General features: G+C 70.3%; 30 protein-coding genes, 1 tRNA gene and 1 pseudogene. 3 read left to right on the top strand and 29 right to left on the bottom strand.

From position 1 onward, the window contains the following. Nucleotides 1-79: 79 nt before the first annotated feature. The 11 genes from prmC to LZ495_RS29520 form a co-directional block, all read right to left on the bottom strand. A complete protein-coding gene (gene prmC, locus LZ495_RS29570; protein ID WP_235056006.1) occupies nucleotides 80-925 on the bottom strand; it encodes a peptide chain release factor N(5)-glutamine methyltransferase in 846 nt (281 codons plus the stop codon). A 155-nt stretch (nucleotides 926-1,080) separates the two neighbouring features. After that, a complete protein-coding gene (gene prfA / locus LZ495_RS29565) occupies nucleotides 1,081-2,154 on the bottom strand; it encodes a peptide chain release factor 1 (protein ID WP_235056005.1) in 1,074 nt (357 codons plus the stop codon). 179 nt (nucleotides 2,155-2,333) lie between these two features. After that, nucleotides 2,334-2,558: a 50S ribosomal protein L31 gene (gene rpmE / locus LZ495_RS29560; protein ID WP_235056004.1), complete on the bottom strand. Its 225-nt coding sequence runs from the start codon at nucleotides 2,556-2,558 to the stop codon at nucleotides 2,334-2,336. 227 nt (nucleotides 2,559-2,785) lie between these two features. Then, nucleotides 2,786-4,840: a transcription termination factor Rho gene (rho, locus tag LZ495_RS29555; RefSeq protein WP_235056003.1), complete on the bottom strand. Its 2,055-nt coding sequence runs from the start codon at nucleotides 4,838-4,840 to the stop codon at nucleotides 2,786-2,788. 562 nt (nucleotides 4,841-5,402) lie between these two features. Next, on the bottom strand, nucleotides 5,403-6,317 hold the full coding sequence (thrB, locus tag LZ495_RS29550) for a homoserine kinase (RefSeq protein WP_235056002.1): 915 nt from the start codon (nucleotides 6,315-6,317) through the stop codon (nucleotides 5,403-5,405). 386 nt (nucleotides 6,318-6,703) lie between these two features. Then, nucleotides 6,704-7,819 carry a threonine synthase gene (gene thrC, locus LZ495_RS29545; RefSeq protein ID WP_235056001.1) on the bottom strand — a complete coding sequence of 372 codons (1,116 nt, stop codon included), beginning with the start codon at nucleotides 7,817-7,819 and terminating at the stop codon, nucleotides 6,704-6,706. Then, a complete protein-coding gene (locus LZ495_RS29540; protein ID WP_235056081.1) occupies nucleotides 7,816-9,108 on the bottom strand; it encodes a homoserine dehydrogenase in 1,293 nt (430 codons plus the stop codon). The genes thrC and LZ495_RS29540 overlap by 4 nt, the downstream gene beginning before the upstream one ends. 260 nt (nucleotides 9,109-9,368) lie before the next feature. Then, the gene (lysA, locus tag LZ495_RS29535) at nucleotides 9,369-10,760 is read right to left on the bottom strand and encodes a diaminopimelate decarboxylase (RefSeq protein WP_235056000.1); all 1,392 of its coding nucleotides are present in this window, start codon (nucleotides 10,758-10,760) and stop codon (nucleotides 9,369-9,371) included. 339 nt (nucleotides 10,761-11,099) lie between these two features. Beyond that, on the bottom strand, nucleotides 11,100-12,752 hold the full coding sequence (gene argS, locus LZ495_RS29530) for an arginine--tRNA ligase (protein ID WP_235055999.1): 1,653 nt from the start codon (nucleotides 12,750-12,752) through the stop codon (nucleotides 11,100-11,102). Between the two features lie 265 nt (nucleotides 12,753-13,017). Beyond that, complete coding sequence (locus LZ495_RS29525) at nucleotides 13,018-13,233, bottom strand: KTSC domain-containing protein (RefSeq protein ID WP_235055998.1); 216 nt, start codon at nucleotides 13,231-13,233, stop codon at nucleotides 13,018-13,020. 294 nt (nucleotides 13,234-13,527) lie between these two features. After that, nucleotides 13,528-13,917 (bottom strand): response regulator, encoded by a 390-nt coding sequence (locus tag LZ495_RS29520; RefSeq protein WP_308268659.1) that lies wholly within the window; start codon nucleotides 13,915-13,917, stop codon nucleotides 13,528-13,530. A 172-nt stretch (nucleotides 13,918-14,089) separates the two neighbouring features. On the opposite strand from LZ495_RS29520, the gene LZ495_RS29510 reads away from it, so the two are divergent. Beyond that, nucleotides 14,090-14,161, top strand: a tRNA-Arg gene (locus LZ495_RS29510). A gap of 209 nt (nucleotides 14,162-14,370) precedes the next feature. Here LZ495_RS29510 and LZ495_RS29505 read toward each other — a convergent pair. The 14 genes from LZ495_RS29505 to LZ495_RS29440 form a co-directional block, all read right to left on the bottom strand. Further along, entirely contained in the window at nucleotides 14,371-15,744 is a 1,374-nt protein-coding gene (locus tag LZ495_RS29505; protein ID WP_235055997.1) for a tyrosine-type recombinase/integrase, read from the bottom strand. After that, entirely contained in the window at nucleotides 15,741-15,938 is a 198-nt protein-coding gene (locus LZ495_RS29500; RefSeq protein WP_235055996.1) for a helix-turn-helix transcriptional regulator, read from the bottom strand. The genes LZ495_RS29505 and LZ495_RS29500 overlap by 4 nt, the downstream gene beginning before the upstream one ends. Beyond that, nucleotides 15,928-17,346 (bottom strand): replication initiator, encoded by a 1,419-nt coding sequence (locus LZ495_RS29495; RefSeq protein ID WP_443732555.1) that lies wholly within the window; start codon nucleotides 17,344-17,346, stop codon nucleotides 15,928-15,930. Before LZ495_RS29495 ends, LZ495_RS29500 begins: the two co-directional genes overlap by 11 nt. 16 nt (nucleotides 17,347-17,362) lie before the next feature. Next, the gene (locus LZ495_RS29490; RefSeq protein ID WP_235055995.1) at nucleotides 17,363-18,013 is read right to left on the bottom strand and encodes a DUF2637 domain-containing protein; all 651 of its coding nucleotides are present in this window, start codon (nucleotides 18,011-18,013) and stop codon (nucleotides 17,363-17,365) included. After that, nucleotides 18,010-18,945, bottom strand: a complete 936-nt coding sequence (locus LZ495_RS29485) for a DNA cytosine methyltransferase (protein WP_308268658.1) — start codon at nucleotides 18,943-18,945, stop codon at nucleotides 18,010-18,012. The genes LZ495_RS29490 and LZ495_RS29485 overlap by 4 nt, the downstream gene beginning before the upstream one ends. A gap of 87 nt (nucleotides 18,946-19,032) precedes the next feature. Then, nucleotides 19,033-19,218 (bottom strand): hypothetical protein, encoded by a 186-nt coding sequence (locus LZ495_RS29480; protein WP_235055993.1) that lies wholly within the window; start codon nucleotides 19,216-19,218, stop codon nucleotides 19,033-19,035. A gap of 1 nt (nucleotide 19,219) precedes the next feature. Continuing rightward, nucleotides 19,220-19,453, bottom strand: coding sequence for a hypothetical protein (locus tag LZ495_RS29475; protein ID WP_235055992.1), 234 nt, complete (start codon nucleotides 19,451-19,453; stop codon nucleotides 19,220-19,222). Then, entirely contained in the window at nucleotides 19,450-19,608 is a 159-nt protein-coding gene (locus tag LZ495_RS29470; protein WP_235055991.1) for a hypothetical protein, read from the bottom strand. Before LZ495_RS29470 ends, LZ495_RS29475 begins: the two co-directional genes overlap by 4 nt. Nucleotides 19,609-19,826: 218 nt before the next feature. Next, nucleotides 19,827-20,081, bottom strand: coding sequence for a hypothetical protein (locus LZ495_RS29465; protein ID WP_235055990.1), 255 nt, complete (start codon nucleotides 20,079-20,081; stop codon nucleotides 19,827-19,829). Beyond that, nucleotides 20,078-20,257 carry a hypothetical protein gene (locus LZ495_RS29460; RefSeq protein ID WP_235055989.1) on the bottom strand — a complete coding sequence of 60 codons (180 nt, stop codon included), beginning with the start codon at nucleotides 20,255-20,257 and terminating at the stop codon, nucleotides 20,078-20,080. Before LZ495_RS29460 ends, LZ495_RS29465 begins: the two co-directional genes overlap by 4 nt. Next, entirely contained in the window at nucleotides 20,254-20,469 is a 216-nt protein-coding gene (locus LZ495_RS29455) for a hypothetical protein (protein WP_235055988.1), read from the bottom strand. Before LZ495_RS29455 ends, LZ495_RS29460 begins: the two co-directional genes overlap by 4 nt. Nucleotides 20,470-20,558: 89 nt before the next feature. Then, nucleotides 20,559-21,470, bottom strand: coding sequence for an FtsK/SpoIIIE domain-containing protein (locus tag LZ495_RS29450; protein WP_235055987.1), 912 nt, complete (start codon nucleotides 21,468-21,470; stop codon nucleotides 20,559-20,561). After that, complete coding sequence (locus LZ495_RS29445; RefSeq protein ID WP_235055986.1) at nucleotides 21,461-21,958, bottom strand: hypothetical protein; 498 nt, start codon at nucleotides 21,956-21,958, stop codon at nucleotides 21,461-21,463. The genes LZ495_RS29450 and LZ495_RS29445 overlap by 10 nt, the downstream gene beginning before the upstream one ends. Nucleotides 21,959-21,961: 3 nt before the next feature. Beyond that, nucleotides 21,962-22,309, bottom strand: coding sequence for an SCO3933 family regulatory protein (locus LZ495_RS29440; protein ID WP_235055985.1), 348 nt, complete (start codon nucleotides 22,307-22,309; stop codon nucleotides 21,962-21,964). A 141-nt stretch (nucleotides 22,310-22,450) separates the two neighbouring features. Here LZ495_RS29440 and LZ495_RS29435 point away from each other — a divergent pair, with 141 nt between their 5' ends. Then, a complete protein-coding gene (locus tag LZ495_RS29435) occupies nucleotides 22,451-23,200 on the top strand; it encodes a helix-turn-helix domain-containing protein (protein WP_235055984.1) in 750 nt (249 codons plus the stop codon). A 12-nt stretch (nucleotides 23,201-23,212) separates the two neighbouring features. Next, on the top strand, nucleotides 23,213-23,683 hold the full coding sequence (locus LZ495_RS29430) for an NUDIX hydrolase (protein ID WP_235055983.1): 471 nt from the start codon (nucleotides 23,213-23,215) through the stop codon (nucleotides 23,681-23,683). Here LZ495_RS29430 and LZ495_RS29425 read toward each other — a convergent pair. The 4 genes and pseudogenes from LZ495_RS29425 to LZ495_RS29410 form a co-directional block, all read right to left on the bottom strand. Further along, nucleotides 23,651-24,223 (bottom strand): HD domain-containing protein, encoded by a 573-nt coding sequence (locus LZ495_RS29425; RefSeq protein WP_235055982.1) that lies wholly within the window; start codon nucleotides 24,221-24,223, stop codon nucleotides 23,651-23,653. The genes LZ495_RS29430 and LZ495_RS29425 overlap by 33 nt on opposite strands. Before the next feature lie 435 nt (nucleotides 24,224-24,658). Beyond that, on the bottom strand, nucleotides 24,659-25,111 hold the full coding sequence (locus LZ495_RS29420) for a hypothetical protein (RefSeq protein WP_235055981.1): 453 nt from the start codon (nucleotides 25,109-25,111) through the stop codon (nucleotides 24,659-24,661). Between the two features lie 379 nt (nucleotides 25,112-25,490). Beyond that, complete coding sequence (locus LZ495_RS29415; RefSeq protein WP_284701870.1) at nucleotides 25,491-25,652, bottom strand: hypothetical protein; 162 nt, start codon at nucleotides 25,650-25,652, stop codon at nucleotides 25,491-25,493. 84 nt (nucleotides 25,653-25,736) lie between these two features. Further along, nucleotides 25,737-25,856, bottom strand: a pseudogene (locus LZ495_RS29410) (IS5/IS1182 family transposase); the annotation flags it as partial.

Genomic DNA, 25,856 nt, shown 5'->3' with positions numbered 1-25,856 from the left:
ATCCCCGCAAGCCGGGCAGGCTGTGCGGTCGGTACGGTCCGTGCGACCCCGGGGCGCGCCCCCGGGCACCCGCCGCGCATCAGGCTCCCTCTTTCCGAGCCGTGGTGAACCGGGGGCGGTTGTTGAGGTCCCGGTGGTCGGCGGCGTCGACCCAGCCGGATTCCTCGTTGAAGATCCACGGCACGGTGCCGCCCTGGGTGTCGGCGTGCTCGACCACCACGAGGCCGCCCGGGCGCAGCAGCCGGTACGCGGTCCGGGACAGGCCGCGGATCACGTCCAGGCCGTCCTGGCCGGAGAACAGCGCCATCTCGGGGTCGTGGTCGCGGGCCTCGGGGGCGACGTTCTCCCACTCCTCGAGCGGGATGTACGGCGGGTTGCTGATCACCAGGTCGACGGTGCCGTTGAGGTGCGGCAGCGCGGCCAGGGCGTCGCCCTGGTGCAGGTTGACGCGGGACCCGGCGGCGTTGCGCTCGGCGTACCCGAAGGCCCGCTCGTCCAGCTCGACGGCGTGCACCACGGAGCGCGGCACCTCCTGGGCGACCGCGAGCGCGATCGCGCCGGAGCCGGTGCACAGGTCGACGACCAGCGGCTCGGCGACGTCCATGGCGCGCAGCGCCTCTATGGCCCAGCCGACCACCACCTCGGTCTCCGGGCGGGGTACGAACACGCCCGGGCCGACCTCGAGTTCGAGGTAGCGGAAGAACGCGCGGCCGGTGATGTGCTGGAGCGGTTCGCGGGCCTCGCGGCGGGCCACCGCCTCCCAGAAGCGCGCGTCGAAGTCGCCGTCCGCGACCGAATGCAGCTCGCCCCGCTTCACGCCGTGCACATAAGCGGCGAGCTCCTCGGCGTCGAAGCGCGGCGAGGGCACGCCCGCATCGGCCAGCCGCAGGGTGGCCTGCGCCACCTCGGCGAGCAGCAGGTTCATCTTTCTCCGTCCGCAGGTCCCGTGCGTCCCTGGCCTCCCGGGCCGGGTCCGGGGCCGGTGCTGCGGTCCCGGTCCCCGGATGCGGGGCGCCGTGTGGGGCGTGCTGTGTGGGCGTGCTGTGTGGCAGTGCCGCGGGGCCCTGGGGCCGGCCGCGGTCAGCCGTTGCTGTGGGCCAGTCTGGCGGCCATGTCGGCGTCCACGCAGGCCTGGACGACCGCGTCGATGTCCCCGTCGAGCACCTGGTCCAGGTTGTAGGCCTTGTAGCCCACCCGGTGGTCGGAAATCCGGTTCTCCGGGAAGTTGTACGTGCGGATCCGCTCCGAGCGGTCGACCGTGCGCACCTGGCTGCGGCGCTGGTCGGCGGCCTCCTTCTCGGCCTCCTCCTGCGCCGCGGCGAGCAGCCGGGAGCGCAGGATGCGCATCGCCTGCTCCTTGTTCTGCAGCTGGCTCTTCTCGTTCTGGCACGAGGCGACCACGCCGGTGGGCAGGTGCGTGATGCGGACCGCGGAGTCGGTGGTGTTGACCGACTGGCCGCCGGGGCCGGACGAGCGGTAGACGTCGATGCGCAGATCGTTCGGGTTGATCTCGACGTCGACGTCCTCGGCCTCGGGCAGCACCAGGACGCCGGCCGCGGAGGTGTGGATGCGGCCCTGCGACTCGGTGGCCGGGACGCGCTGCACGCGGTGCACGCCGCCCTCGAACTTGAGGCGGGCGAAGACGCCCTCGCCGGGCGCCGGGGTGCCCTTGGCCTTGACCGCCACCGAGACGTCCTTGTAGCCGCCGAGGTCGGACTCGTTGGCGTCGATGATCTCGGTCTTCCAGCCGGCCCGTTCGGCGTACCGCAGGTACATGCGCAGCAGGTCGCCGGCGAACAGCGCGGACTCGTCGCCGCCCTCGCCGGCCTTGATCTCCAGGATGACGTCCTTGTCGTCCGCGGGGTCGCGCGGTACGAGCAGGTGCCGGAGCTTCTCGGCGAGTTCCTCGCGGCGGGCCTCCTGCTCGACCGCCTCGGCGGCGAAGTCGGGGTCCTCGGCGGCGAGTTCGCGGGCCGCGGCGATGTCGTCGCCGGCCTGCAGCCAGGCCCGGTGCGTCTCGACGATGGGGCTCAGCTCGGCATACCGGCGACCCAGGCTCCGGGCCCGCGCCTGGTCGGCGTGGACCTGCGGGTCGGCGAGCTGGCGTTCCAGATCGGCGTGCTCGGCGAGCAGTTCGTCCATCGCCTCGAACACGAGGGGCTCCTGTCAGTGGATCGCGCGGCGCAACAGCGCATGCGGGGCAAGCCGGACAAGGTGGAACAAGCAGGACAGTGTGCGGAGTCCGCCCGGGGAAGCGCGGACAAACGAACGACGCCGGAGGGGACGGGCAGGGCTCGCAAGAGCCCTGCGCTCCCCTCCGGCGCCGAAGGTCGCTACTTGTTGCCGCCGACCGGCGTCTTGCCGAAGCGCTTCTCGAAGCGGGCGACGCGGCCGCCGGTGTCGAGGATCTTCTGCTTGCCCGTGTAGAACGGGTGGCACTGCGAGCACACGTCGGCGCTGATCTTGCCGCTCGTGGCGGTGCTGCGGGTGGTGAACGTGGCACCGCAGGTGCAAGAGACGACGGTCTCCACGTACTCCGGGTGGATCTCGGGCTTCACAGGAGTCTCCTTGACGAATCGGGAGGGCACCGGGTCGCCACCGTACGAGTGAGGGGCGGACGTGAACCGGGGCCGACGTACCAGTCTGCCAGGCCGGGGCGGTCCGGCCAAAATCGGGTCCGGTACCGGTGCGGTACGGGACCGGTGCGGTGCAGCCGCCCGCACATGCGGGAGGGCCCCGCCGCCGCGCGAAGCGGTCGGCAGGGCCCTCGCCGGAGTCACACCCGTCAGTCGTTCGGCATCGGGGTCGACTTCTGGATCTGCATGAGGAACTCGGCGTTCGACTTGGTCTTCTTCATCTTGTCCTGAAGAAGCTCGATCGCCTGCTGCTGCTCCAGCGCGTGCAGCACCCGGCGCAGCTTCCACACGATCGCCAGCTCCTCGGGCGCCATGAGGATCTCTTCCTTGCGGGTACCGGACGCGTCGACGTCCACCGCGGGGAAGATGCGCTTGTCGGCGAGCTTGCGGTCGAGCTTGAGCTCCATGTTGCCGGTGCCCTTGAACTCCTCGAAGATCACCTCGTCCATGCGCGAGCCGGTCTCGACCAGCGCGGTGGCCAGGATGGTCAGCGAGCCGCCGTTCTCGATGTTGCGCGCGGCACCGAAGAAGCGCTTCGGCGGGTACAGCGCGGTCGAGTCGACACCACCGGACAGGATGCGGCCGGAGGCCGGCGCGGCCAGGTTGTACGCGCGGCCCAGGCGGGTGATCGAGTCCAGCAGCACGACCACGTCGTGGCCCAGCTCGACCAGGCGCTTGGCGCGCTCGATGGCCAGCTCGGCGACGATGGTGTGGTCCTCGGCCGGCCGGTCGAAGGTCGAGGAGATGACCTCGCCCTTGACCGAGCGCTGCATGTCGGTGACCTCTTCGGGCCGCTCGTCGACGAGGACGACCATGAGGTGGCACTCGGGGTTGTTGTGCGTGATCGCGTTGGCGATCGACTGCAGCACCATCGTCTTGCCGGCCTTCGGCGGCGAGACGATGAGGCCGCGCTGGCCCTTGCCGATCGGGGCGACCAGGTCGATGATCCGGGTCGTCAGGATGTTCGGCTCGGTCTCCAGGCGCAGGCGCTCCTGGGGGTACAGCGGGGTCAGCTTGGTGAAGTCCGGGCGGCCGCGCGAGTGCTCGGGCTCGGCACCGTTGACGGTGTCGAGGCGGACCAGCGCGTTGAACTTCTCGCGGCGCTCGCCGTCGCGCGGCTGGCGCACCGCGCCGACGATCGCGTCGCCCTTGCGCAGGCCGTTCTTGCGGACCTGGGCGAGCGAGACGTACACGTCGTTCGGGCCGGGCAGGTAGCCCGAGGTCCGGACGAACGCGTAGTTGTCGAGGATGTCCAGGATGCCGGCGACCGGGATCAGGACGTCGTCGTCGGCGACCACGGGCTCGTTGGCCTCGAAGCCGTCGCGCCCGCGGCGGCGGTTGCGGTCGCGGTAGCGCCCGCGGCGCCGGCGGCCGCCGCCTTCGAAGTCGTCGTCGTCCTGCGGACCGACGTTGTCGTTGCGGTCGTTGCGGTCGGCGGCCGCGGCGCGGTCGTTGCCGCGGTCGGCACGCTCGGCGCGCTCGGCCCGGTCGCCGCGGTTGTTGCGGTCGGCACGGCCGGCCCGCTCGCCGCGCTCGCCGCGCTGGGCGTCGCCCTCACCGCGCTCGCGGCGGCCCTGGCCGCGCTCCCGGCGGTCCCGGCGGGACTCGCGCTCGCCGCCCTCGGCGCGGCCGCCCTGGCCGTCCTCGGCCGGCGCGCTCTCGGCGTCCTGCTCGCGGGCCGCGCGGCGGCTCTTCGCGGGCTGCTCGCCCTCGGCGGCCTCGGCGCGCTCGGCACGGCGGCCGCGGGCCGGAGTGCCCTCGTTCGCCGTCTGCTCGGGGATGTCGATCGACTGCTGCGCGACGTCGGTGACGCCGCGGCGGGCGGCCCGGCGGGTGCGGGTGGGCGCCTCGGCCTCCGCGTCGGCGGCCGGGGCGGGCTCGGCGGCGGCCTTGGGCGCCTCCTGCACGGGGGCCTCGGCGGCCGTCTTCGCCTTGGCGGCACGCGGCGCGGCGGGGGCGGCCTCGGCGGCCGGCGCGTCGCCGCCGCCCTGCTTGGCCTGGATGGCCTCGATGAGCTGGCTCTTGCGCATGCGGCCCGTCCCGCTGATCCCGAGACCGGCGGCAACCTGCTGCAATTCCGCCAGCACCATGCCGTTGAGCCCGCTGCCCGCGGCGCGGCGGCGCCGCGGCGCGGCGGTGGCGTCACTGGCGGCGGACCCGGCCTGGTCGGCGGCCTGGTCCATGAGATCGGTGGTGTCGCTCACGAAGGGTCCTTCCCTGGAGCGGGCGTCGGCCTTGATACGGCTCGGCGACCGGTTGTGCTGTCCGGCCCGGGTCCCGGGCCCTGGTGGTCCGGGTACGGATCCGGTGCGGTGGTCCGCCTGACGGCGGGAAACGAACGAAACTGCGTCCGGCACGGTCGGGATCGGGCTCACGATGATGCGGGAGTGGCTCGTCCTCGGGGCCCCGGGAAATACATGCGGTACGGCGCCGGGAGGGCGTCGCACGTCTTCGGGGAGCCATGTTTCGTCACGAGGGACAGGCAGGAGGGGGAGCTCCCGTAGGACCATGGCCACGGAGAACGACACCGATGCACCGATCGGGGGCACCGAACCGGCCCGGCCCGATGAGGGCTGGACTCCTGGTGCGGTGGTGACATTAACACTACCGGACCCGCACGACATTCCCCCACCCCGTGACGCCTCCGAGTCGGTGTGTCGGCCTGTGTCGGCTGATATCGGCTGGTGTGCAGGCTCACGCGGGTGAGTCCGTCGCGAGGGACGTCGCGTGGTACGGCCCCCTGCCAACGAGCAACCATCCCGTGGGTTACCCGAGCGGGAGGACGCCTGCCCCATCCGCGTCGACATCGAGCCGGGTGGCCGCCCATTCGGCGCCCGCCGCCCCGATCACGTCGTCCACCCGTTCGGCGGTGACCAGCGCGAGCACCGTGGGGCCCGCCCCGGAGATCACCGCGGCATGGCCCTGACCTCGGAGTTTGCCGACCAGCTCGGCGCTCGGCGCCATCGCCTTGGCGCGGTAGTCCTGGTGCAGCCGGTCCTCGGTGGCGGGCAGCAGCAGGTCCGGGCGCGCGGTCAGCGCGGTCACCAGGAGTGCGGCGCGGCCGGCGTTGATCGCGGCCTCGGCGTGCGGCACGTGGGAGGGCAGCAGGCCGCGGGCGACCTCGGTGGAGAGCGGGGTGGCCGGCACGAAGACCACCGGCGCCACGTCGGAGTGCGGCATCGAGCGGACCGCGTGCGGGCCGTCCTCGTCGGTCCACGCGGTGGTGAACCCGCCGTACAGGCAAGCCGCGACGTTGTCCGGGTGGCCTTCGAGCGCGGTCGCGACGCGCAGGGCCGCGGCGTCGTCGAGGCGCTCGGCGCCACCTATCGTCAGCGCGCGGGCCGCCACCACGCCCGCGCAGATCGCGGCCGCCGACGAACCCAGGCCGCGGCCGTGCGGGATGCGGTTGGCGCACACGATCTCGAGCCCGGGCGGACGGCCGCCCAGCGCCTCGAAAGTGGCGTGCAGGGCGCGGACGACGAGGTGGTTCTCGTCGCGCGCCAGATTGTCGGCGCCCTCGCCCGCGATGTCGATCGAGAGCCCCTGGTCGGCGACGCGTACGACGACGTCGTCGTACAGCCCGAGCGCGAGCCCGAAGGCGTCGAATCCGGGACCCAGGTTGGCACTTGTCGCGGGAACGCGCACCCGGACGGGGGCGGCGCGGAAAGCAGGACCGGCCATCGGCTGCGGACACTCCTCCTCGTGGAGTCCCCCGCTCGCGCCTTCGAGGGCTTGGGGCACCTTCGAGCGGCATGGCGAACGGTCGGCCATGCCGGGCACTGGGGAACGGCAGATGAGACGGGCGCGGACCTGTGGGCAGGTCGCATGGCCGCGTCAGGGCTTCAGCGTAGCGAAAGGACCTGGTGGACCGGGACGCCGCGCCCGAGAGATTCTCGATTTCGCGCCGAGTCGCCGTATCGACCATTTGCGGGGCCGGGCCACCGGGCCGCCGGCCCTCGTGGGGCCGCCGGGCGGGCCCGGGTGCGGGCGAGGGGTACGCGGATGGCTCTGCGTACCCCTCGCCCGTCGTACTCGCTCCGGCGCAGTGGCCGGAAACCAGCGGTCGGTCAGCCGTCGAGGCCGAGCTGCGCGGCGGCCGCGCCGGCGTCGACCGGGACCACGACGGGCTTGGGCGCACCGGCCACCGCCCAGTCCGGGTCCTTCAGGCCGTTGCCGGTGACGGTGCACACGATGCGCTGCCCCGGGTCGACCAGGCCGAGCTCGGCGGCCTTGAGCAGACCGGCGACGCTGGCCGCCGACGACGGCTCCACGAACACACCCTCCTGCGAGGCCAACAGGCGGTACGCAGAAAGGATCTGACGGTCAGTCACGGAGTCGATGTGGCCGCCGGACTCGTCGCGCGCGGCGAGTGCGAAGTCCCACGACGCGGGGTTGCCGATGCGGATCGCGGTGGCGATCGTCTGCGGCGACGTGACGGGGGCGCCGTTCACGATCGGGGCCGAACCGGCCGCCTGGTAGCCCCACATGCGCGGGCGGCGCTGCGCGAGGCCGTCCGCGGCGTACTCGTTGTAGCCGCGCCAGTAGGCGGTGATGTTGCCCGCGTTGCCGACCGGCAGCACGTGGATGTCGGGCGCGTCGCCGAGCATGTCGACGATCTCGAACGCCGCGGTCTTCTGGCCCTCGATGCGCACCGGGTTGACCGAATTGACCAGCGCCACCGGGTACTTGTCGGCCAGGTCGCGGGCCAGCGTGAGGCAGTCGTCGAAGTTGCCGTCGACCTGCAGGATGCGCGCGCCGTGCACGAGGGCCTGGCCCATCTTGCCCAGCGCGATCTTGCCGGACGGCACGAGCACCGCGCACACCATGCCCGCGCGCACCGCGTACGCCGCGGCCGAGGCACTGGTGTTGCCGGTCGACGCGCAGATGACCGCCTGCGCGCCTTCCTGCTTGGCGTGCGAGATCGCCATCGTCATGCCGCGGTCCTTGAAGGACCCGGTGGGGTTGGCGCCCTCGACCTTGAGGTGCACCTCGCAGCCGGTGCGCTCGGAGAGCACCTGGGCCGGGACGAGCGGCGTGCCGCCTTCACGGAGCGTGACCACGGGAGTCGACGCGGTGACCGGCAGCCGGTCCCGGTACTCCTCGATGACCCCGCGCCACTGGCGGGTCTGTCCGGCGCGTGCGGCGTCGCTCGCCGCGCTGTTCTCCGCGCTCACGATGGTCATTCCCCTTCCACCCGCATGATGCCGGCGATGTCGCGGACGATTTCCAGCCCGCGCAGTTCGTCCACGGTGGCCGACAGGGCGGCGTCGGTGGCGCTGTGCGTGACGATCACGAGTGTCGCATCACCGTCGCGGCCCTGCTGCCGCACGGTGTCGATCGACACATCGTGCTTGGCGAAGACGGCCGCCACCTGGGCCAGCACGCCGGGCTTGTCGGCCACGTCGAGGTTGAGGTGGTAGCGGGTGACCGCCTGGCCCACCGGGCGCACGTCGAGGTTCGCGTACGCGGACTCCCCCGGGCCGGTCGTCCCGGACAGCTTGTTGCGGCATACCGCGACCAGGTCGCCCAGCACCGCGCTCGCGGTCGGGGCGCCGCCCGCGCCGGGGCCGTAGAACATCAGGCTGCCGGCCGCCTCGGACTCCACGAAGACCGCGTTGTACGCCTCGCGCACCGACGCCAGCGGGTGCGACCGCGGGATCATCGCCGGGTGCACGCGGGCGCTGACCGAGGTGCCGTCCGCGCTGCGCTCGCAGATCGCCAGCAGCTTGACCACGCTGTCCATGCTCTTCGCGCTGGCCACGTCGGCGGCGGTGACCTCGGTGATGCCCTCGCGGTAGACGTCCGCGGCGGTCACGCGCGTGTGGAAGGCCAGGCCGGCCAGGATCGCGGCCTTGGCGGCCGCGTCGAAGCCCTCGATGTCGGCAGTCGGGTCGGCCTCGGCGTACCCGAGCTGGGTGGCCTCGTCGAGCGCCTCGGCGAAGCCGGCGCCGGTCGAGTCCATCCGGTCCAGGATGAAGTTCGTGGTGCCGTTGACGATGCCCAGGACCCGGTTGACCTTGTCGCCTGCGAGGGACTCGCGCAGCGGGCGCAGCAGCGGGATCGCGCCGGCCACCGCGGCCTCGTAGTAGAGGTCGACGCCGTGCTTGGCGGCCGCGGCGTGCAGGGTCGCGCCGTCCTCGGCGAGCAGCGCCTTGTTGGCGGACACGACGGAGGCGCCGTGCTCCATCGCCGTCAGGATGTGCGCGCGGGCCGGCTCGATGCCGCCGATGACCTCGACGACGACGTCGATGTCGCCGCGTTTCAGCAGCCCCTCGGCATCCGTGGTGACCAGGGCGGGGTCGATGCCCGCGCGGTCGCGGCCGGCGCGGCGTACCGCGACACCGGCAAGCTCGACAGGGGCGCCGATGCGGGCGGCGAGGTCCGTGGCGTGCGTCGTCATGATGCGGGCCACTTCGGAACCCACCACACCACAACCGAGCAGCGCCACCTTGAGCGGCTGCGTACGCATCATCCGACCTCGCTTCATCAGGACTTCTTCGTTTGCCTGTGCTGTGCCTCTGCCTCGCCGGCGCCCGCACGATGCGGCGGTGCCGGTCCCGGCCAGTGTCGCCGGGATCATCCGGCAATCCCACGCCCGTCCAGGATCCGAGACGGGAATTCTTGCGGAATAGACCGGGTCGCGGCGCGAGATTTTCCGGGACGCAGGGCCTTGCGGCCCTGCGTCTGCGGTCGCGCCGGGCTTATTCGGGGTGCCCTCCAGGGTTCCCTTGCTCAGCCGACGTCCAACCGGAGGAGGTCGTCCTCGGTCTCGCGGCGGACCACCACGCGCGCCTGGCCGTCCTTGACCGCGACGACCGGCGGACGCGTGATGTGGTTGTAGTTGCTGGCCATCGAGCGGCAGTAGGCACCGGTCGCGGGGACCGCCACCAGGTCGCCGGGGCCCAGGTCGGCGGGCAGGTACGCATCGCGGACCACGATGTCGCCGGACTCGCAGTGCTTGCCGACCACGCGCGAGAGCATGGGCTCGGCGTCGCTGGCGCGGGACACGAGGGACACCGCGTACTCGGCGTCGTACAGCGCGGTGCGGATGTTGTCCGACATGCCGCCGTCGACGCTCACGTAGGTGCGCAGGCCTTCGAGCTGCTTGACGGTGCCGACCTCGTACAGCGTGAAGGTGCTCGGCCCGGCGATCGCGCGGCCCGGCTCGACGGACAGGCGCGGCACGTCGAGGTCGGCCGCGGCGCACTCGCGCTTGACGATGTCGACCAGCTCCCGGGCGATGTCGGAGGGCTGCTTGGGGTCGTCGGCACTCGTGTACGCGATGCCGAGGCCGCCGCCGAGGTCGATCTCGGGGAGCTGCACACCGTGCTCGTCGCGGATCGCGGCGAGCAGCGCGACGACGCGGCGGGCGGACACCTCGAAGCCCGCGGTGTCGAAGATCTGGCTGCCGATGTGCGAGTGCAGGCCCAGGAGTTCGAGCGAGCCGAGCTTGAGGATGCGGCGTACCGCCTCGGCCGCCTTGCCGTCCGCGACGGACAGGCCGAACTTCTGGTCCTCGTGCGCGGTGGCGATGAACTCGTGGGTGTGCGCCTCGACGCCGACGGTGACGCGGACCAGGACCTTCTGGACCACGCCGTGGCGCTCGGCGGCGAACGCGACGCGCGCGATCTCCTCGTACGAGTCGACGATGATGCGGCCGACACCCGCCTCGATGGCGCGGGTGATGTCGGCGGCCGACTTGTTGTTGCCGTGGAACGCGATGCGCGCCGGGTCCATGCCGGCGCTGAGCGCGACGGCCAGCTCGCCGGAGGAGCACACGTCGAGGTTGAGGCCCTCCTCGGCGATCCACTTCACCAGCGCGCGGCACAGGAAGGCCTTGCCGGCGTAGAAGACGTCGGAGCCGGCGAACGCGTCCTTCCAGGCGCGGCAGCGCTCCCGGATGTCGTCCTCGTCGAGGATGTACGCCGGGGTGCCGAACTCCTGGGCGAGCTCGCGCACGTCCAGGCCCGCGACCGTCACGACACCGTCGGCGGCGCGGCGCTCGGTGGTCTTGCTCCACACCTTGGGGTCGAGGAAGTTGAGGTCCTCGGGCGCCGGAAGGGCATGGCCCTCAGGCAGGACGTCGGCGTGCCGGGGGCCGGCGGGGTGTGCAGACCTGCTCATGGTGCGAACGCTCCCCTGCTGCTGTGTGCTGCGTACTGCTGCGCGGCGGTGGTGGTGTGGGTCTGGGGCTGGGTGTGGCTGCGGCTGCGGGTGTTGGCTGCGGCTGCGAGTGTCGGGCGTGCCGGCGCGGGGGCCGGTGCACGAGATGACCGTACCTACGTGTCTCGGATCCTGGTCCGGGTGTCTCACGGGCTGGCTATCGCGCGGTGGCGCTTGGAGGCCGCAGGCCGAGATCCGCAGCCCTCAGCTCTCAGCCCTCGGTCCTCGGTCCTCGGTCCTCGGTCCTCATAAACGATCGCGGCGGCCGGTTGGACCGGACCGCCGCGCTCGTTCACTCCGTCACATCCGCTCCGGTGCGGAGACCCCGAGCAGATCCAGACCGTTCGCCACCACGATGCGGGCGGCGTCCGCCAGCCACATCCGCGCGTACGTCAGGTCGGTCGCCGGCTCGTCGCCCATCGGCATGATGCGGCAGTTGTCGTAGAACCGGTGGTAGACGCCAGCCAGTTCCTCGAGGTACCGGGCCACGTGGTGCGGCTCGCGCAGCTCGGCGGCCTTGGCCACGATGCGGGGGAACTCGCCGAGCATGCTCAGCAGGTTCGACTCCCACTCAGTGGTGAGCAGCTCGGGCTTGAACTCGCCGCGTACGATGCCCAGTTCCTTGGCCTTGCGCTCGACACCGCACATCCGGGTGTGCGCGTACTGCACGTAGTAGACCGGGTTCTCGTTCGTCGCGCTCGTCAGCACGTCGATGTCGAGCGTGATCGTCGAGTCCGTCGAGGAACGCGCCAGCGAGTAACGCGCCGCGTCCACGCCGATCCACTCGACCACGTCGTCGATCGTGATGATGTTGCCCGCACGCTTGCTCATGCGGACCTCTTCACCGCCCCGCAGCATCTTCACGAACTGCCCGATGAGCACCTCGATGTTGTGCTCCGGGTCGTCGCCCGCACACGCCACGATCGCCTTGAGCCGGCCCACATAGCCGTGGTGGTCGGCGCCGAGCATGTAGACGCAGACCTCGTTGCCGCGGTCGCGCTTGTCCAGGTAGTACGCGGCGTCCGAGGCGAAGTACGTCTTCTCGCCGTCGCCCTTGACGAGCACCCGGTCCTTGTCGTCGCCGAAGTCCGTCGTGCGCAGCCAGATCGCGCCGCCGTCGTCGTACACGTGGCCCTGCTCGCGCAGCCGCTCGATGGCCTTCTCGACCGCGCCCGAGTCGTGCAGCGACTTCTCCGAGAACCACACGTCGAAGTGCGCACCGAACTCGGTCATCGAGCGCTGGATCTCGGCGACCATCAGCTTGAGCCCGGTCTCCGTGAAGACCTTCTTCTGCTCCTCGTCGCTCTTCTCCAGGACGTCCGGCACCTCGGCCACGATGTCCCGCGCGATGTCGTTGATGTACTCGCCGACGTACCCGTCCTCCGGCACCGGCCGACCGTTCGCCGCCGCCTGCAGCGACGAACCGAACTTGTCGATCTGCACGCCGGCGTCGTTGATGTAGTACTCGGTGCTCACATCGGCGCCGGCCGCCTTCAGGATCCGGCCGAGCGAGTCGCCCACCGCGGCCCAGCGCACGCCGCCGATATGAATCGGGCCGGTCGGGTTCGCGGAAACGAACTCAAGATTGATCTTGAGGCCCTGCAGGCTGTCGCCCTTGCCGTACGCGTCGCCCGTCTCGACGATGCTCCGCGCCAGGACACCGGCGCTCGCCGCGTCCAGCGTGATGTTCAGGAAGCCGGGCCCGGCCACGTCCACCTTCGCGACACCGGCGACCTGCGTCAGCCGGGCGGCCAGCAGCGCCGCAACCTCCCGCGGCGGCTTCCCGGCCGGCTTCGCGAGCTGCAACGCCACATTCGTCGCGTAATCCCCGTGGTCCCGGTTCTTGGATCGCTCCACCGTCACCTGCTCGGGCACGGCAACAGCAAGCTCGCCGGCCTCGACCGACGCGCCGACAGCGGACAAAACAGCCTGGGAAAGTTCTTCGGGGGTCACGGCACACAAGCCTAAGCGACCACCCACCCCCGACGCCCCTCGGTATCGCCCCGACTACCCCAATCGAGCCGAAGGCCCTCCCCGCCCCAGACCAAAGGCCCACCACAAGCCTGCGGCCGGCCGCACAACCACCCCACACGACGAGCCCCCGAGCCCGAGCCCCGACGCTCTACTCCCCCACCCGCACGAGGTCCCCACTCCCCCATCACCCCCCGCTGACGGCCCCACTCCCCGTCCACAGCTGTAAGCAGCTACAAGTCGGCTATTAGTCGGCTACCCGCTCATAGCTATACGTCGGCTTCACCACCGCCGTAAGAAACCGCCCCTTGCTCGCCGCGCGCATGAAAGCCCGGTGCACCGACCGAGGCACCGCGAAATACCGGTAGACCGCGCCGTCCCGGAACGCCACTTCGAGCACGCTCAACTCGCCGTCGTACCCCACCGACGCGATGTGCCCCGAGACCACCGGCTGCCGCTCCACCGGACCGCCTCCTCGCCGGCTCCGCCCCCGCCACCGCAGCCCGGCTCCACTCCGAAAACCCCCGGGCGCGCGTCGCATCCGCATCCCATAACCGCTATCCGCATCAGCGACGCGCACCCGACCAGGGCTCCCCGCCCGTCTCCATCCGTCCGTCATTCCATCCAATCCCGCGACCGGGCACCCCGCATCCCCACCCCCGTGGGGGACGACAGCCCGACACCCGACCGGACAACGGCCTTCGACGAAACGAACGCACAAGCCCAGACCTTCAGGCCCAGACCTCGGGCCCGGCCTTCACCGGATCGCCAGGCCCCGAACCACCCGTATCAACTGATCCGGGTCGAACGGCTTCGTCAGATACGCATCGACGCCGGCCTCCCGGGCCCGCGCCAGATCCGCGCTCTGCGCACACGCACTGATGATCACGATCTTCAGATGGCTGGTCCGCGGATCCGCACGCAACCGCGCCGCGGTCCGTATCCCGTCCAACCTCGGCATCATCACATCCAGCGTCACCAGGTCAGGCCGCACTTCGTGCACCTTCCCCAGGCACTCTTCACCGTCCGCAGCAGAGGTCACTTCGAACCCCTCCATCTGCAGATTGACCATGATGAGCCGCCGGATCACCTCGTCGTCATCCACGACAAGGACCCGCCCGGCCTTCGCCCCCGGCCTACCGCCCACACCCAGACCCTAAGCGCCCGCCGCACCCTCCGGTGCCCGAACCGCCACTTCCCACCCCGCAACCACCCCCACACCCCCAACCCGCCGCCCCCGCACACCCCCGCGCCCCCACCCCACGGGAAACCCTGGCGCAACCACCACCCACGGACTGGTAATGTTTCACCCACCTCGAGCCCCCGTAGCTCAGGGGATAGAGCAACGGCCTCCGGAGCCGTGTGCGCAGGTTCGAATCCTGCCGGGGGCACCCAGTTTCACCAGCGGATATGGCCCCTCACCAGGGGCCATTACTGTTTGTAGGGTCCAGACCATGTGCAGCCGGAAGCGGCAATGTGCAGGCGTGTGACCTGCGCTGTGGCGTATTCGTGGCGGGGATCTTGCTGCGTTTTCGCAGGTCACGCCGGGAAAGCGAAGAGGCCCCCGGGAATCCCCAGGGGCCTACCGTACCGCCGCCGTTCAGTGCTTGCCGCGTAGCAACTTCTCGATCTTCTGGTTGTTGATCTCGTCTCGGCCGTCCAGGCACTTCGCGTACCGGCTCATCAGCACGTCCACGCTGTTGCCGGCGCGCTGCGCGACTTCGGGCGGGTCCATGCCCGCGTTGAGCCATGTCGACAGAGCCGCGTGCCGCAGGTCGTACGGCGTGCCGGCGAGCGGCGATGCTGCTTGCTCCGGTGTGAGTGCAAGTTCCCGTGCCTCTTGCCAGGCTCGGGAGTAGGTGGACGAGCCGACCAGGTCCCCGCGTTCGTTCCCGAAGACGCGGCCGTCCTTGGCACCTGGGAAGTCCCGGAGGTGACGCCGAAGATGCTTGACCAACACGGGCGGGATCGGGATACGACGAGTCTCTTCCTCGGCCCGGTTCTTGAGCCCGCGGGCATCGTGGGTGTCCCCGGAGTCGGTCCACCTCTTGCCAGCCGTCGGGCGGGTCTTGTGCAGGACGATGACGCCCCATCCCTTCTTGGGCAGAGTGCAGTCCGTGCGCAGGAGCCCCACCGCTTCCGCAGGCCGGAGTCCGGCGTAGTACATGCACGCGAACATGGCCACCAGGCGGCGGCCGCGGGCACGCGAGTAGCCGCCCACGTACGAAACGGCGATGAGGAGTTCGCGTGCCTGCTTCGGGTTGACGACGACGCGGCGGTCAACCTGCTTGTTCACCTTGGCGCCAGCCACTTTGATGGCGTCGATCGGGTGTTCCGTGAGCGCCCGCAGCTCGACTGCGCGCGTGAGTGCCCCGTAGAGGACTGACCTCTTGCGCCGTACCGTCTCAGCCGCAGCACGCCGGCCATCCTGGCGCAGCGCCAACGCGTCCAAGAGGGCGCGCATCGCGGCAGGTTCCGCGAGATCGGCCACCGGTCGCGATGAGCGGCCCACCCAGTGAAGGGCGTTCGCAACCTCGGTCGGCTGATCCGGCCAGCGTTCCGCGGGGATGAAGGCCCAGCCCCGCAGTGCCGCGCGCAACACGGCCGCATCAGGTCGCCCGGGGCGGTCCGCGAGCATCGCCAGTGTGGCGCCGGTCAGCGTCTCGCTGATGCTGTCGCGGTGATTGGCCGACGCAAAGGGCCACTTCGCCGCAGCGTAGGCGCAAGCGAACTCGTACCAGGTCAGCGGTGACGTCTTCTTCTCCATCGACGCTGGCAGCCCCGATTCGGTGTCGAAGGGCTCCCCGTCCTTCGTCGCCGTGACGAGCTTCGCGCGGAAGGTGTCGACCAGGCCCTTGGTGCGGAACCGCTCGTGGAACACCTCACCCGCCACGCGCCAGCGCAGTTCATACATGGGGTTCTTGGCGCGCTTGTCCAGGCGGATACCCCAGATGCGCACGTCCAGCGACTTCATGCCGCGGTCTCCTCAAGCCCGTTGAGCCATGCCGTGAAGTCCGAGCGCCAGACGCGCAGCTCACCGTTCGGGAGCTTCATGGCCGCGGGTGCCGTGCCAAGTTCACGCCACCGGTAGAAGGTGCGCCGAGACACGTCGCCGAGCTCGGCAAGGATCTGCGGCACGGTCATGAGTTCATCGGTCCTACCGGGCATCGTCCGCTCCTTCCTCGTCCCGTTCGGCGCGTGCTTCTCGTGCGGCTTCATGGCCGAGTTGTCGGGTGCGGTCGAGTCCTGCGGCGATGAGGGATTCGCCGGCGGTGTGTCCGTGGCCGGCGTACTCCCAGTGCGCGAGGACGAGTGTGGTGTCCGGGTCGGGCAGCGGGTGTCCGGCGGCTTCTGCGGCGGCGCGGCGGCGGGTCTCGTTCCACAGCATGCGGACTGCACGTAAGGCGCCCAGGGTGGTGGAGTAGCAGCGAGACTTGGTGGTGAAGTGGCCGCGGAAGCCGAGCATGTGGGCCCACTTGCGCAGGAGCAGGTGTTCGAGGCCGGGACGGGTGCCGAGGGTCCAGCAGGCGGCGACCAGGCGGCGGGCGTGGTCGGTCAGGTCGTGCCGGTCCAGGTCCGCCAGGCTGGCAATGCGGCGGTCGAGCGTCCCGGTCGCGGTCTCGGCGCCCTTGGTGGCGTACTTGGCGATGTAGCCGGCGACCGACCGATCGGTGAGCGGCCCGTCCGCGAGTGCGTTGCTGCGGATCGGCCGGACGTCGACCTGTCGCCCGAACACGAAGTGGCTCGGCAGGTCGGTGCCTTCTGCGTCGGGTCCGGGGACGCGGGCTCGGCCGGCGGCAACGCGCACGGCGGACTCGAGTACGTGGTGCCAGTCGCCGTATCCGTCGGGTGGTGGGGTGATGTCGTCTCCGGCGCGGCGTCCGGCGTCGAGGCGGATGACCGCGTGGAAGTGCACGGCGCCGCGCCGCTGGTACTCAGCGACCTTTGCGAACGATGGGCGCAGCAACTCGGCGCAGACGCGTTGCGTCAGCCCGACCGCGGCGGCCAGAGCGCGGCGAAGTTCGATGCTGAAGCGCGCCCACAGCGCTCCGGCGTGCGCGTTCCACAGGACCGCGGCGGTGTAGTCGTAGGTGTCCAGGTCGAGCGGGGTGCCGAGTTCGGCGGCATCGGGGCGGTGGCGGGTGCCGCAGCGGCAGCGTCCGGAGTCCGGGCGGTTGTGCACGGGCCCGAACGACGGGGCGGTCAGCGTGACGAACACGCGCGGGTGCGCGGCGACGTCGTCCGGGACGCCTTTGCCGCCGGCCAGTCCGGCGCTGATGAGGTGGTAGGTGTCGCGGCGGTAGGTCTCGGCGCAGGCCGGGCAGCGGGTGGTGCGGCGGTTGTTGCAGCGGACCAGCAGCGCGCCGGCGGGCAGGTCGTGTGCGGTCACCGTGTGGACGATTTCGCCGCTGGTGGTGTCGATGTCGGTGCGGTGGCCGTCGAGGCGGATCGGGTCGGCGCAGCCGCCGAGGCGTTCGAGCTGCGCGAAAAGTCCGGCACTGCGTCCGTGGCGGGCGGCGCGGGCCAGATCGGCGAGCGCCGCCGGCGCCACGTCCCCCGCGAGCAGCTGGGGCAAGGTTCCTCCAGGGTGGTCAGGTGAGTTCGAGGTGCGCGGCGATCTGTGCCGCGAGCGGGGCGGGGACGCCCAGTCGGGCTCGGAGAGCGTCCGGGGTCATCGGGTGGCCGGTCGTTCGGCGGTGTGTGTCGGCGATGCGGCGCGCGTGGTCCAGCAGCGCGGGGGCAACCACCGCAGGTGGCTTGGGAGGCGCAGGCAGAGCCACCGGTTCGGGTTCGACGTCCAGGTCGGGAAGGACCTCGACGGCCGGCGCTGGTTCAGGCGTGGGTGCGGGCTGCCGAACCGCGGCGGGTCGGTGGACGAGGAGCGTGCCGCCGAGGAACGCCAGAGCCGGCCATCCGGCGACCGTCAGCCGCAGCCACGCGGGCGGGTTCTCCAGGTCGAGGAGTCCGGCGGTGGCGACGTTCGCGCCGAGCGACGCGGCGAGCGCGACGAGGAACCACAGCCACGGCATGAACTGGCCGGCCCCGATGTCGCGGGCGGCGACCAGGCGGCGCCACGCCGCGACCAATAGCAGGTCGACGGACACGGGGTAGGCCCAGGCCTGCCAGCCGGACTGGCCGGCCGCCTGGGCGATGTCGTGCAGGTGCGAGAACGACAGCGCACCGGCGATGGCCGCCTGAACGAGCAGCGGGTCAAGGCGCAGGCGGGCAAGGGTCTTGGTCACCAGGACTCTCCGATCAGCGCATTCAGTGCCGCAGCTGCCTGGGCCGGGACCACGCCGTTGCCGAGCACGGTCAGTTGCGCGGTGCGGGACAGCCCCGGGGTGTCGGCGACCCAGCCGGCAGGCAGGCCCATCAGCCACTCGGAGAACCCGGGATTCAGTCGTCCCAGATCGTCAACTGGCCGAGGGGCGGGGCGGGTCGCCGCTTCCTGCGTGGCGACGGCTGCGGCGTAGTGGCCCCAGGTGCCAACGTCATCTGCGCCACCTCGTTCAGCGGTCTGGCGTTGGTGCCCAGCAGGTTCGACCGGCCGGACCTCCAGTCCCGCGCCGCCGGGGTCGGCAACAGCCGGACCGCGGTGCGCAGGTTCAGCCCGCCGTTCCCGCGCAGTCCGGGACCGGTGTGGTCCGAGGCCCGCGGGGTCGGCAACAGCCGCGTCCCACGCGAGGACGAACAGCCGGCGACGCTCGTGGGCCGCTCCCACATCGGACGCTCGTACACAGCACCACCGCGCATCGAACCCGAGGCGGGCAAGGTCACCGAGCACGACGTCGAAGCCGAGCCGGAGGTGATGCCCCACGTTCTCCAACACGACCCAACGAGGTCGAAGGAGGCCCAGGGCACGAGCGACATGGGGCCAAAGGTGCCGGGCATCGTTGACTCCCTTCTTCTGGCCGGCGGACGAGAACGGTTGGCACGGGTAGCCGGCGGTGACCAGGTCGACGGGCGGAACGGACTGCCAGTCGACGGTCTTGATGTCGCCGAGGTTCGGGACGCCGGGCCAGTGGCGGGCGAGCACCGCGGCGGCGGCCGGGGCGTTGTCCGCGTGCCAGAGGACCGAGCCGCCGACGACGTCGGTCACGGCCAGGTCCAGGCCGCCGTATCCGGAGCACAGCGACCCGATCCGCAAGCCGGGTGCAGGTGTCGAGGCGAGCACGAGGCACTCCTTTCGGATGGAGGCGTGGTGCGGTACGGCACCGGGGCGCGGGTGGCCGGCCGGTGCCGTACCGGGGAATCGGGGATTTCAGGTGCGCCAGTGCGGGCCGAAGGGCTCCACGTGGGGGTGGGCGTCGTACCAGCGTTCGGCGCATTCCTTGTGGCAGGGGCGGCCGCGGTCGGAGACGAGGAACGTCAACTCGCCGCAGATCACACAGGGTTCGTGCGATCCGCCCCAGTGCGATCCGCTTGTCCAGTCGAGGGCGACGCCCATGTCATCCCACGCGCGGGAAGCTGTGACCGGGCGGCGGGTACTGGCCGTAGTCGAGTTCGCCGGTGGCGGTGAGCGGCGGCGTCAGCGCGTCGTAGAGGACGTCGGAGAATGCGCGGTCGCGACCGGGAAGCGCGTCGTAGGCGTTGAAGCCGTTCGCCAGGTCGGCGGAGCGGTCGGCATCGTCCAGGACGCGGGCCCGGTACTCGTCCGGGTCGTAGCCGAAGTAGTCGTTCATCGGGCGCCGGCCGCGGTGGCGTAGCGGGTGCCGCGGCAGTGGCGGCACGGGCGCAGACGCAGGAAGACCCAGCCGCGCTGGACGGTTCCGGCGCCCGAGCAGACGCTGCACATGGCCGAGTAGCGCGGTGCGCCGGTGATGTCGCTGGTGTTCACTGGAGTTCTCCTCACTCCTTGTGGGTGGTGGGTGACCCGGCCGGACGCCGATGACTTGGTGGTTGGAGGCGTCCGGCCGGGGCGGAGCTACTGCGCAGGTGCGGTCGCGGTGTCGTTGCCCGTGCCGTGGCAGGCCGGGCAGCGTTCGGTGCCATGGCCGGTGGCAACGACGGGGAAGCCGTCGCAGTCGGGGCAGGGGTACATCACGGGCCCTCCTTTCAGGTCAGGTGCGGGCAGTCGGGGTCGGTGCAGCAGGGCACGGACCGGCGTGCGGCGTACGCGCTGCCGGTGGCGAGCCAGCCGCCGAGCGACTGCACGGGCACCGAGGTCCGGCGGACCGGGCGGCCGGCGAGCCAGTCGCGGCACTGGGTGGTGAAGCCGTCGCCGTGCCAGAGTTCGCGGGCACTGTCGGCGAGCCAGCCGCCCAGGGTCGGCACGCGCGGTGCGTCCTCGAAGTCGGTTCCGAAGATCACGGGTTGTCCTCCTCTCGGGTCTCGTCGCAGGAAGCGGGTTCGGTGCCGGTGCCGAAGCACCGCAGGCACCAGCCGTCCTGGCTGCCGACACGGCGGCGGGCGCGACCGACGCGGACCGGGACGGTCACGGTCTGGCCGCCCTCGCACGCGGTGCACGGTTCCGGGGAGTCGGTCACGGCAGCCGGCCGTTGAGCCGGTCGGCGTAGGTGCGGGCGTCCCGGGCGACGTCGGCGATGCCGGGCATGCCGGGGTCGTGGAGCGCGGTGCGTTCGAACAGGTCGGCCTTGTGGTCCATGACCTCGGCCGGGTCGCCGACGCCGTCCACGATGAGTTCCTTCAACTCGCGGATGAGCGCGGTGACCTCGGAGAGCGTGGGGCGGTCGGTCATGCCGGTTCTCCTTTCGATTCGGGCATGGGTCGGGTAGGGACCTGGCGTGATGCGGTCACGCCGCCGGAGGTACGGTGAATGCGGTCGGGCTAGGCGACCAGATCGGCGCCGTCGTCGGCGTCCACGTCGGGCACCGGCAGCGGGACCGGCCCGGGGCTGCCGAGCGTGCGGCAGGCCACGTCGAACAGGCCAGCCGGGTCGGACGCCAGGAACCTGTACTTGTGGGCCCGTTCGGCCACGGCGTCTTCGTCAACCGTGGGGATGCGGACCCGGGTGAAGCCCTTGGCGCCCTCGCGGGCGATGGTCGCGACCCCGATGTACTTCGGGTCTTGCAGGAACATCGGGTGTGCGTCCGGGTACATCCGGATCGCCTGCCCCAGGCCGGCGTCCGCGGCTTCCATCGTGGCGACCGCGAACGCGACCTTCAGGGTGCACACGTCCCGGATCTGCGTCGGGATCGCGTCCCCGGTGCCCTTCTGGGTGAGCAGGACGGTGAAGAAGCCGACGTTGCGGCCCTTCTTGACCAACTGCTCGATCAGCCGTACCAGTTCGTGTGCGGCGGCGGCCTCCTCGCGGGTGGTGCCCTTGCCGGTGTAGAAGAACGTGTGCGCCTCGTCCACGACCAGCACGATCAGCGGCCACAGCGCGGACGGGCCCACGTGCCACAGGTTCTTCACGCCCAGGTGCTCGCGCAGGGCGCCCTGGCGTTGCTGCATCAGCTCGTACAGGTACCGGACCAGCTCCAGGGCTTCCTTGATGTCGTCGCCCAGGTGCACGAACGCCCGCGGTGCGACGTCGTCGTAGTCCGGGCCGCCCTTGCCGTCCAGGAACGCGAACTGCACGTACGGGCAGTCCGCCAACTCGCCGACCAGGTGCATGATGAGCTGCGTCTTTCCGTAGCCCGGCAGGCCGACCACGGTCATGCCCGGCACGCCGGACAGCCGCAGTCGGATCTCCTCCCGAACCTCGTCACGCCCGAGCAGGACGCTGGTCAGGCCCATGTCGCGCCCTTCCTCGGGCTGTACGGGACGGTCAGCGGGTCGGTGATCAGCGCCCGGATCTTCAATTTGCCCGGGACGTCCTGCTCGACCGTGACCCGCTCACAGCGCCAGGCGTTGCGCAGGTGCTCGGCCTGCTTCTGCACCTCCGCCAGGCCCACACCGTGCATCGTGCCGACCGTGGCCACGAACCCGCCCTCGATCGGCTCGGCCCGGAACCGCGGCACCTCGACCCGGGGCGTGCGGCCCCGCGGCAACTGCGGGTTGTTCAGCCACGCGAACTCGCGACGCCCCGCCGTGGGCTCCTCCCACTTCAGGCCGAGGTTGAGCGCGAGCTGCACCCAGTCGCGCTGAGCGCGCCGCGCCAGCCGGATACCGGCCCGCCCCTCAGGCGAAAGGCCGGCCAGGTACTTCATCCGCATCACGCCGATCGCCACGAACGGCGAGGACAGGCCCAGCAGCTCAAGGCCCACGACCAGATCCGAGGCCATCGCTCAGCCCTGCTTCCCGGCCGGCGCGAGCGCGGTCACCGCGACAGCGCGGAACGAGACGCCGTGGGTCTTGCGCCCGTTGAACTCCATCTCCCAGGACCGCGCGACCATCCCGGTCATCGCGACCATCGCACCGGGCAGCAGGTCATCGGCGATGCCGGTCTCCGGGACCGCCACCGTCAGCAACTCCACCGCGCCGTCGAAGACGAAGTTCACCGTCACGTTCACCAGCGGAACGCCGGTCTCGTGGTCCACCGCGATCTCACCCGTGCGCTTGTCCTTGACCTTCGGCACCGGCGGCATGGCCACCATCACCATCGCTGCCGTCACGTCCACCGGAATCGCAACCATGTCCATCTCCTTGAGAGTCGCAACTTCCTTGCCTCACAAAGAAACCGCGGCATGCGGGGACGTCGGGACCTCCGGCATGGACGTACAGGGACGTCTTCAGTACTCTCGAAACGTCCCTACTACGCGCGGGGGTGCGTGGACATGGCGAACGAGCGGCTGCGAAATGCCGTTGCTGACAAGGGAATCAAGATCAGCGATCTCGCTGGACACCTCGGTGTTGACCCCAAGACCGTGGAGCGGTGGATCACCAAAGAACGCGTTCCGCACCGTGCACACCGCGAAGGTGCTGCACGCTACCTCGGTGCGGATGAGATCTACCTGTGGCCAAGTGTCGAAGATGACCCGCACACCAAGCGGGCCAGTCAGGCCGAACTAGTCACGATGTACCCGAACCGCAGCGCCGTGCCAGCCAAGCTGTGGTCAACGCTGCTGGGCCGCTCCCGTGAGTCCATCGATCTACTGGCGTTCGCAGGGTTGTTCCTCGCCGACACACGCGCCGATCTAGCCGATGTTCTTGCGGAGAAGGGACGTTCAGGGACGCGGGTACGCATCCTTCTCGGCGATCCTGATAGCCCTGCGGTACGTGCGCGCGGGGATGAAGAGGGCATCGGCGACGGCCTCGCGGCGCGTGTACGGCTGGCGCTCAATTACCTGCGTCCGGCATTGGCACAGCCGGGTGTCGATGTTCGTCTGCACGGTGTGGTGCTGTACAACTCCATCTACCGCTTCGACCGGGATGCCTTGGTCAACACGCATGTCTACGGGGCGCCAGCGGCGCAAAACCCGGTTCTCCACCTGCGACAAGTCTCCGGGGGACGCGTGTACACCCACTACATGGCCAGCTTTGATCGTGTCTGGGAGAGCGCAAGGCCGGTCGCCGAGGTGTCGTGACAAGCTGATGGCATGGCTCGTATCGACTATCTGGACGACCCAGAAGCCCCGCCGGCGAACAGCCTCGTTCCGTCCGTCACCGCAGTTGCGACAGACGAAGCCGGGCGAATCCTCTTGGTGCACAAGACCGACAACGACCTTTGGGCGCTGCCCGGTGGCGGCATGGACCTCGGCGAATCGATCGCTCACGCGGCGGTCCGCGAGGTGAAGGAAGAGACGGGAATCGACGTCGAGGTCACCGGGATCATCGGGATCTACACCAACCCGGGGCACGTCATGGCGTACGACGACGGCGAGGTCCGCCAGCAGTTCAGCGTGTGCTTCACCACCCGTGTGCTCGGCGGGGAACTCCGGACCAGCAGCGAGACGAAGGAGGTCGAGTTCGTTGCGGTCGATCGGCTGGACACACTGAGCATCCATCCGTCGATGCGGATGCGAATCGACCACTACCTAGAAGGCCGGACTGAGCCCTACATCGGTTAGCCGAGATTCTGTCCGCTGTACCGCAGCGCGCAGGTACGGGCGTGCGTTCGTGATCGCCGTGTGCACCGGGTCACCGGCCGAGTAGCGGACGAGAATCTCGTCGATGCGCGCCTCGAACGGCAACGACTGGCCCTGCGGACCGGTCGTCATGTCGGAGTAGATCAGGGCGTCCAGAACCGGGCCGTCCTCACGCTCGTAGTCCGCAAGGTCGGTGGCCAGGTTGCGCTGCTCAGCCTCATACACGGCGCCTGAGTGATGTGCGATCAGGCAGCACAGGCGACGGCTGGCACCTTGAGTCGCTCCGAATCTCGCGCCGTCCAGCGGGTGAAAGCCGGTGTGGCGAATCTCAGGCGCGTATCCGATGTCGTGCAGCCAGGCGCTGGCCACCAACAGGTTCCGGTCTGCTTCGGGCACGACAACAGCGATGGCTTCCGCCTTGGCGGCGACGGCTTGGACATGTGCCCAACGGTCACCGAGTGGGGGCAGCATCTTCTCTGCCAGCGCTGCCGCAGCCGAGGGGGTCGCGAGGTCCGTTCCCATGACAGCCACAGTAGGTGCTCCGCGGAGACGGGCCCTAGCCGGAACGCGCGACGCGGGGTGCGTCAAAAGTTTCCCTACGTGTTCAAGAAGCCCGGCGCGCCACGCGCGCCGGGCGCGCGGCCGGCTCGCCGCTCGGCCGGGCGTGCGGCGTTCCGCCGGTCCCGGCCGGCGGCGGCCACCGCGCGCCCACGAAGTGCAGGCGCGCGACTCGATCCGTGGGACCGGCTCCACGAAGCTTTGCCGAACCTCGATAGCCGGGGGCCCACCGGGAGCAAGAACGGGGGCCCAATGTGGGAATTCGGGTGGGGTGGCAAGCCCCCCACATTCACCGATCAAGTTTACGGGCCCCCGTTCATGCTCCCGCCCCGGCGATCAAGGTTCGGCAAACCGTCGCTCCACCTATCGAATTGCGCGGGATCGCCACCCCCAGCGGCTTCAACGCTTCACATGATCACGGCCCTGATCGCCATCCACCTGATCGATCGGCGACCCCCCGATGTCTCGCTGCCTTTTAGGGCCGCTGACCAGTAGTCCCATCGTTCCGACGAACGCGACGATCGCCCCAGACGCAAGCCACCACCAGTCACCGTCGTTCTCAGATGCGCCGTAGAACAAGGAACCCGAAGTCACGAGGAAGACAACAGCTAGCCAAATACCCTGCCAGTCGCGTCGCCGCGAATCCTCAACCTCGATAATGCCCTTAATGGTGGCGTCGATGTGGCCAAGAAGTTTCGTTCTGATTCCGCTGTCCTTCGGCAGAAGCCCAAGAATCTCCAGGTCCATCTTCACCTTGTGACGACCACGCGGCTGCCTGTACTGATGGTTGAGAAATCCGCTCAGCAAGGCAGCCACGGCGATGGCTGCGGGCACCAAGACCAGCCACTTCATGCCTCCACGCTATGCCTCATATGACGTCAGTGCCCCTCGGGGCGGGGTGCAGGGGCCGCAACCCGGTCGTGGCGTACTCGTGGCGAGCACCCTGATAACGAAGGGCCTCCGAGCTTCTGACCTGCACATATGCTTGGGATTGTAGGTGCCTCCGGAGCCGTGTGCGCAGGTTCGAATCCTGCCGGGGGCACCTCGCAAGACCAGCGGATATGGCCCCTCACCAGGGGCCATTACTGTTTGTAGGGTCCAGACCATGTGCAGCCGCATGCCGCTCTGAGCGGCTGTTTGTCGCCATCTGCGAAACAGGTGCGAAACGGCCCGCCAGTCCGTGAGGACCGCGGGCCGCTGTGTTCGCGCAGGTCAGTGGGCCTGACCTCATTCACTTGTGCTTCTTCCCCTTGCCCTTCTTCTTGCGCTTGCCGCCCTTCGCCGCCTTGTCCGGCTTCGCCAGGCCCTCGTTCAAGCGCTCCTCGATCAGCTTGTTGTTCGCGTCGCGGCGCCCGTCGATGCACTTGGCGTAGACCCGCAGCAGCGTCTCCACACTGTGGCCGGCTCGTTCGGCGACGTCCGTCGGGTCGGCCGTGCCGTTGAGCCCGAGCGAGACCCCGCCGTGGCGTAAGTGGTCCTAACAAAGGCGTTGTACGTGCCTGAGCGTGATGAGGCAGGTGGCGAGGGCGAGGAAGGCTTCGTGGATGTCGTCGCGGCGTTCCCAGCGGATCCGTAGGCGGCGGAAGCCGTGGAGCCA

Source organism: Yinghuangia soli (assembly GCF_021502675.1).
Taxonomy (GTDB): domain Bacteria; phylum Actinomycetota; class Actinomycetes; order Streptomycetales; family Streptomycetaceae; genus Yinghuangia; species Yinghuangia soli.
The sequence above is the reverse complement of the archived record's forward strand: the minus strand, read 5'-3'. Positions and strand labels throughout refer to the sequence as shown.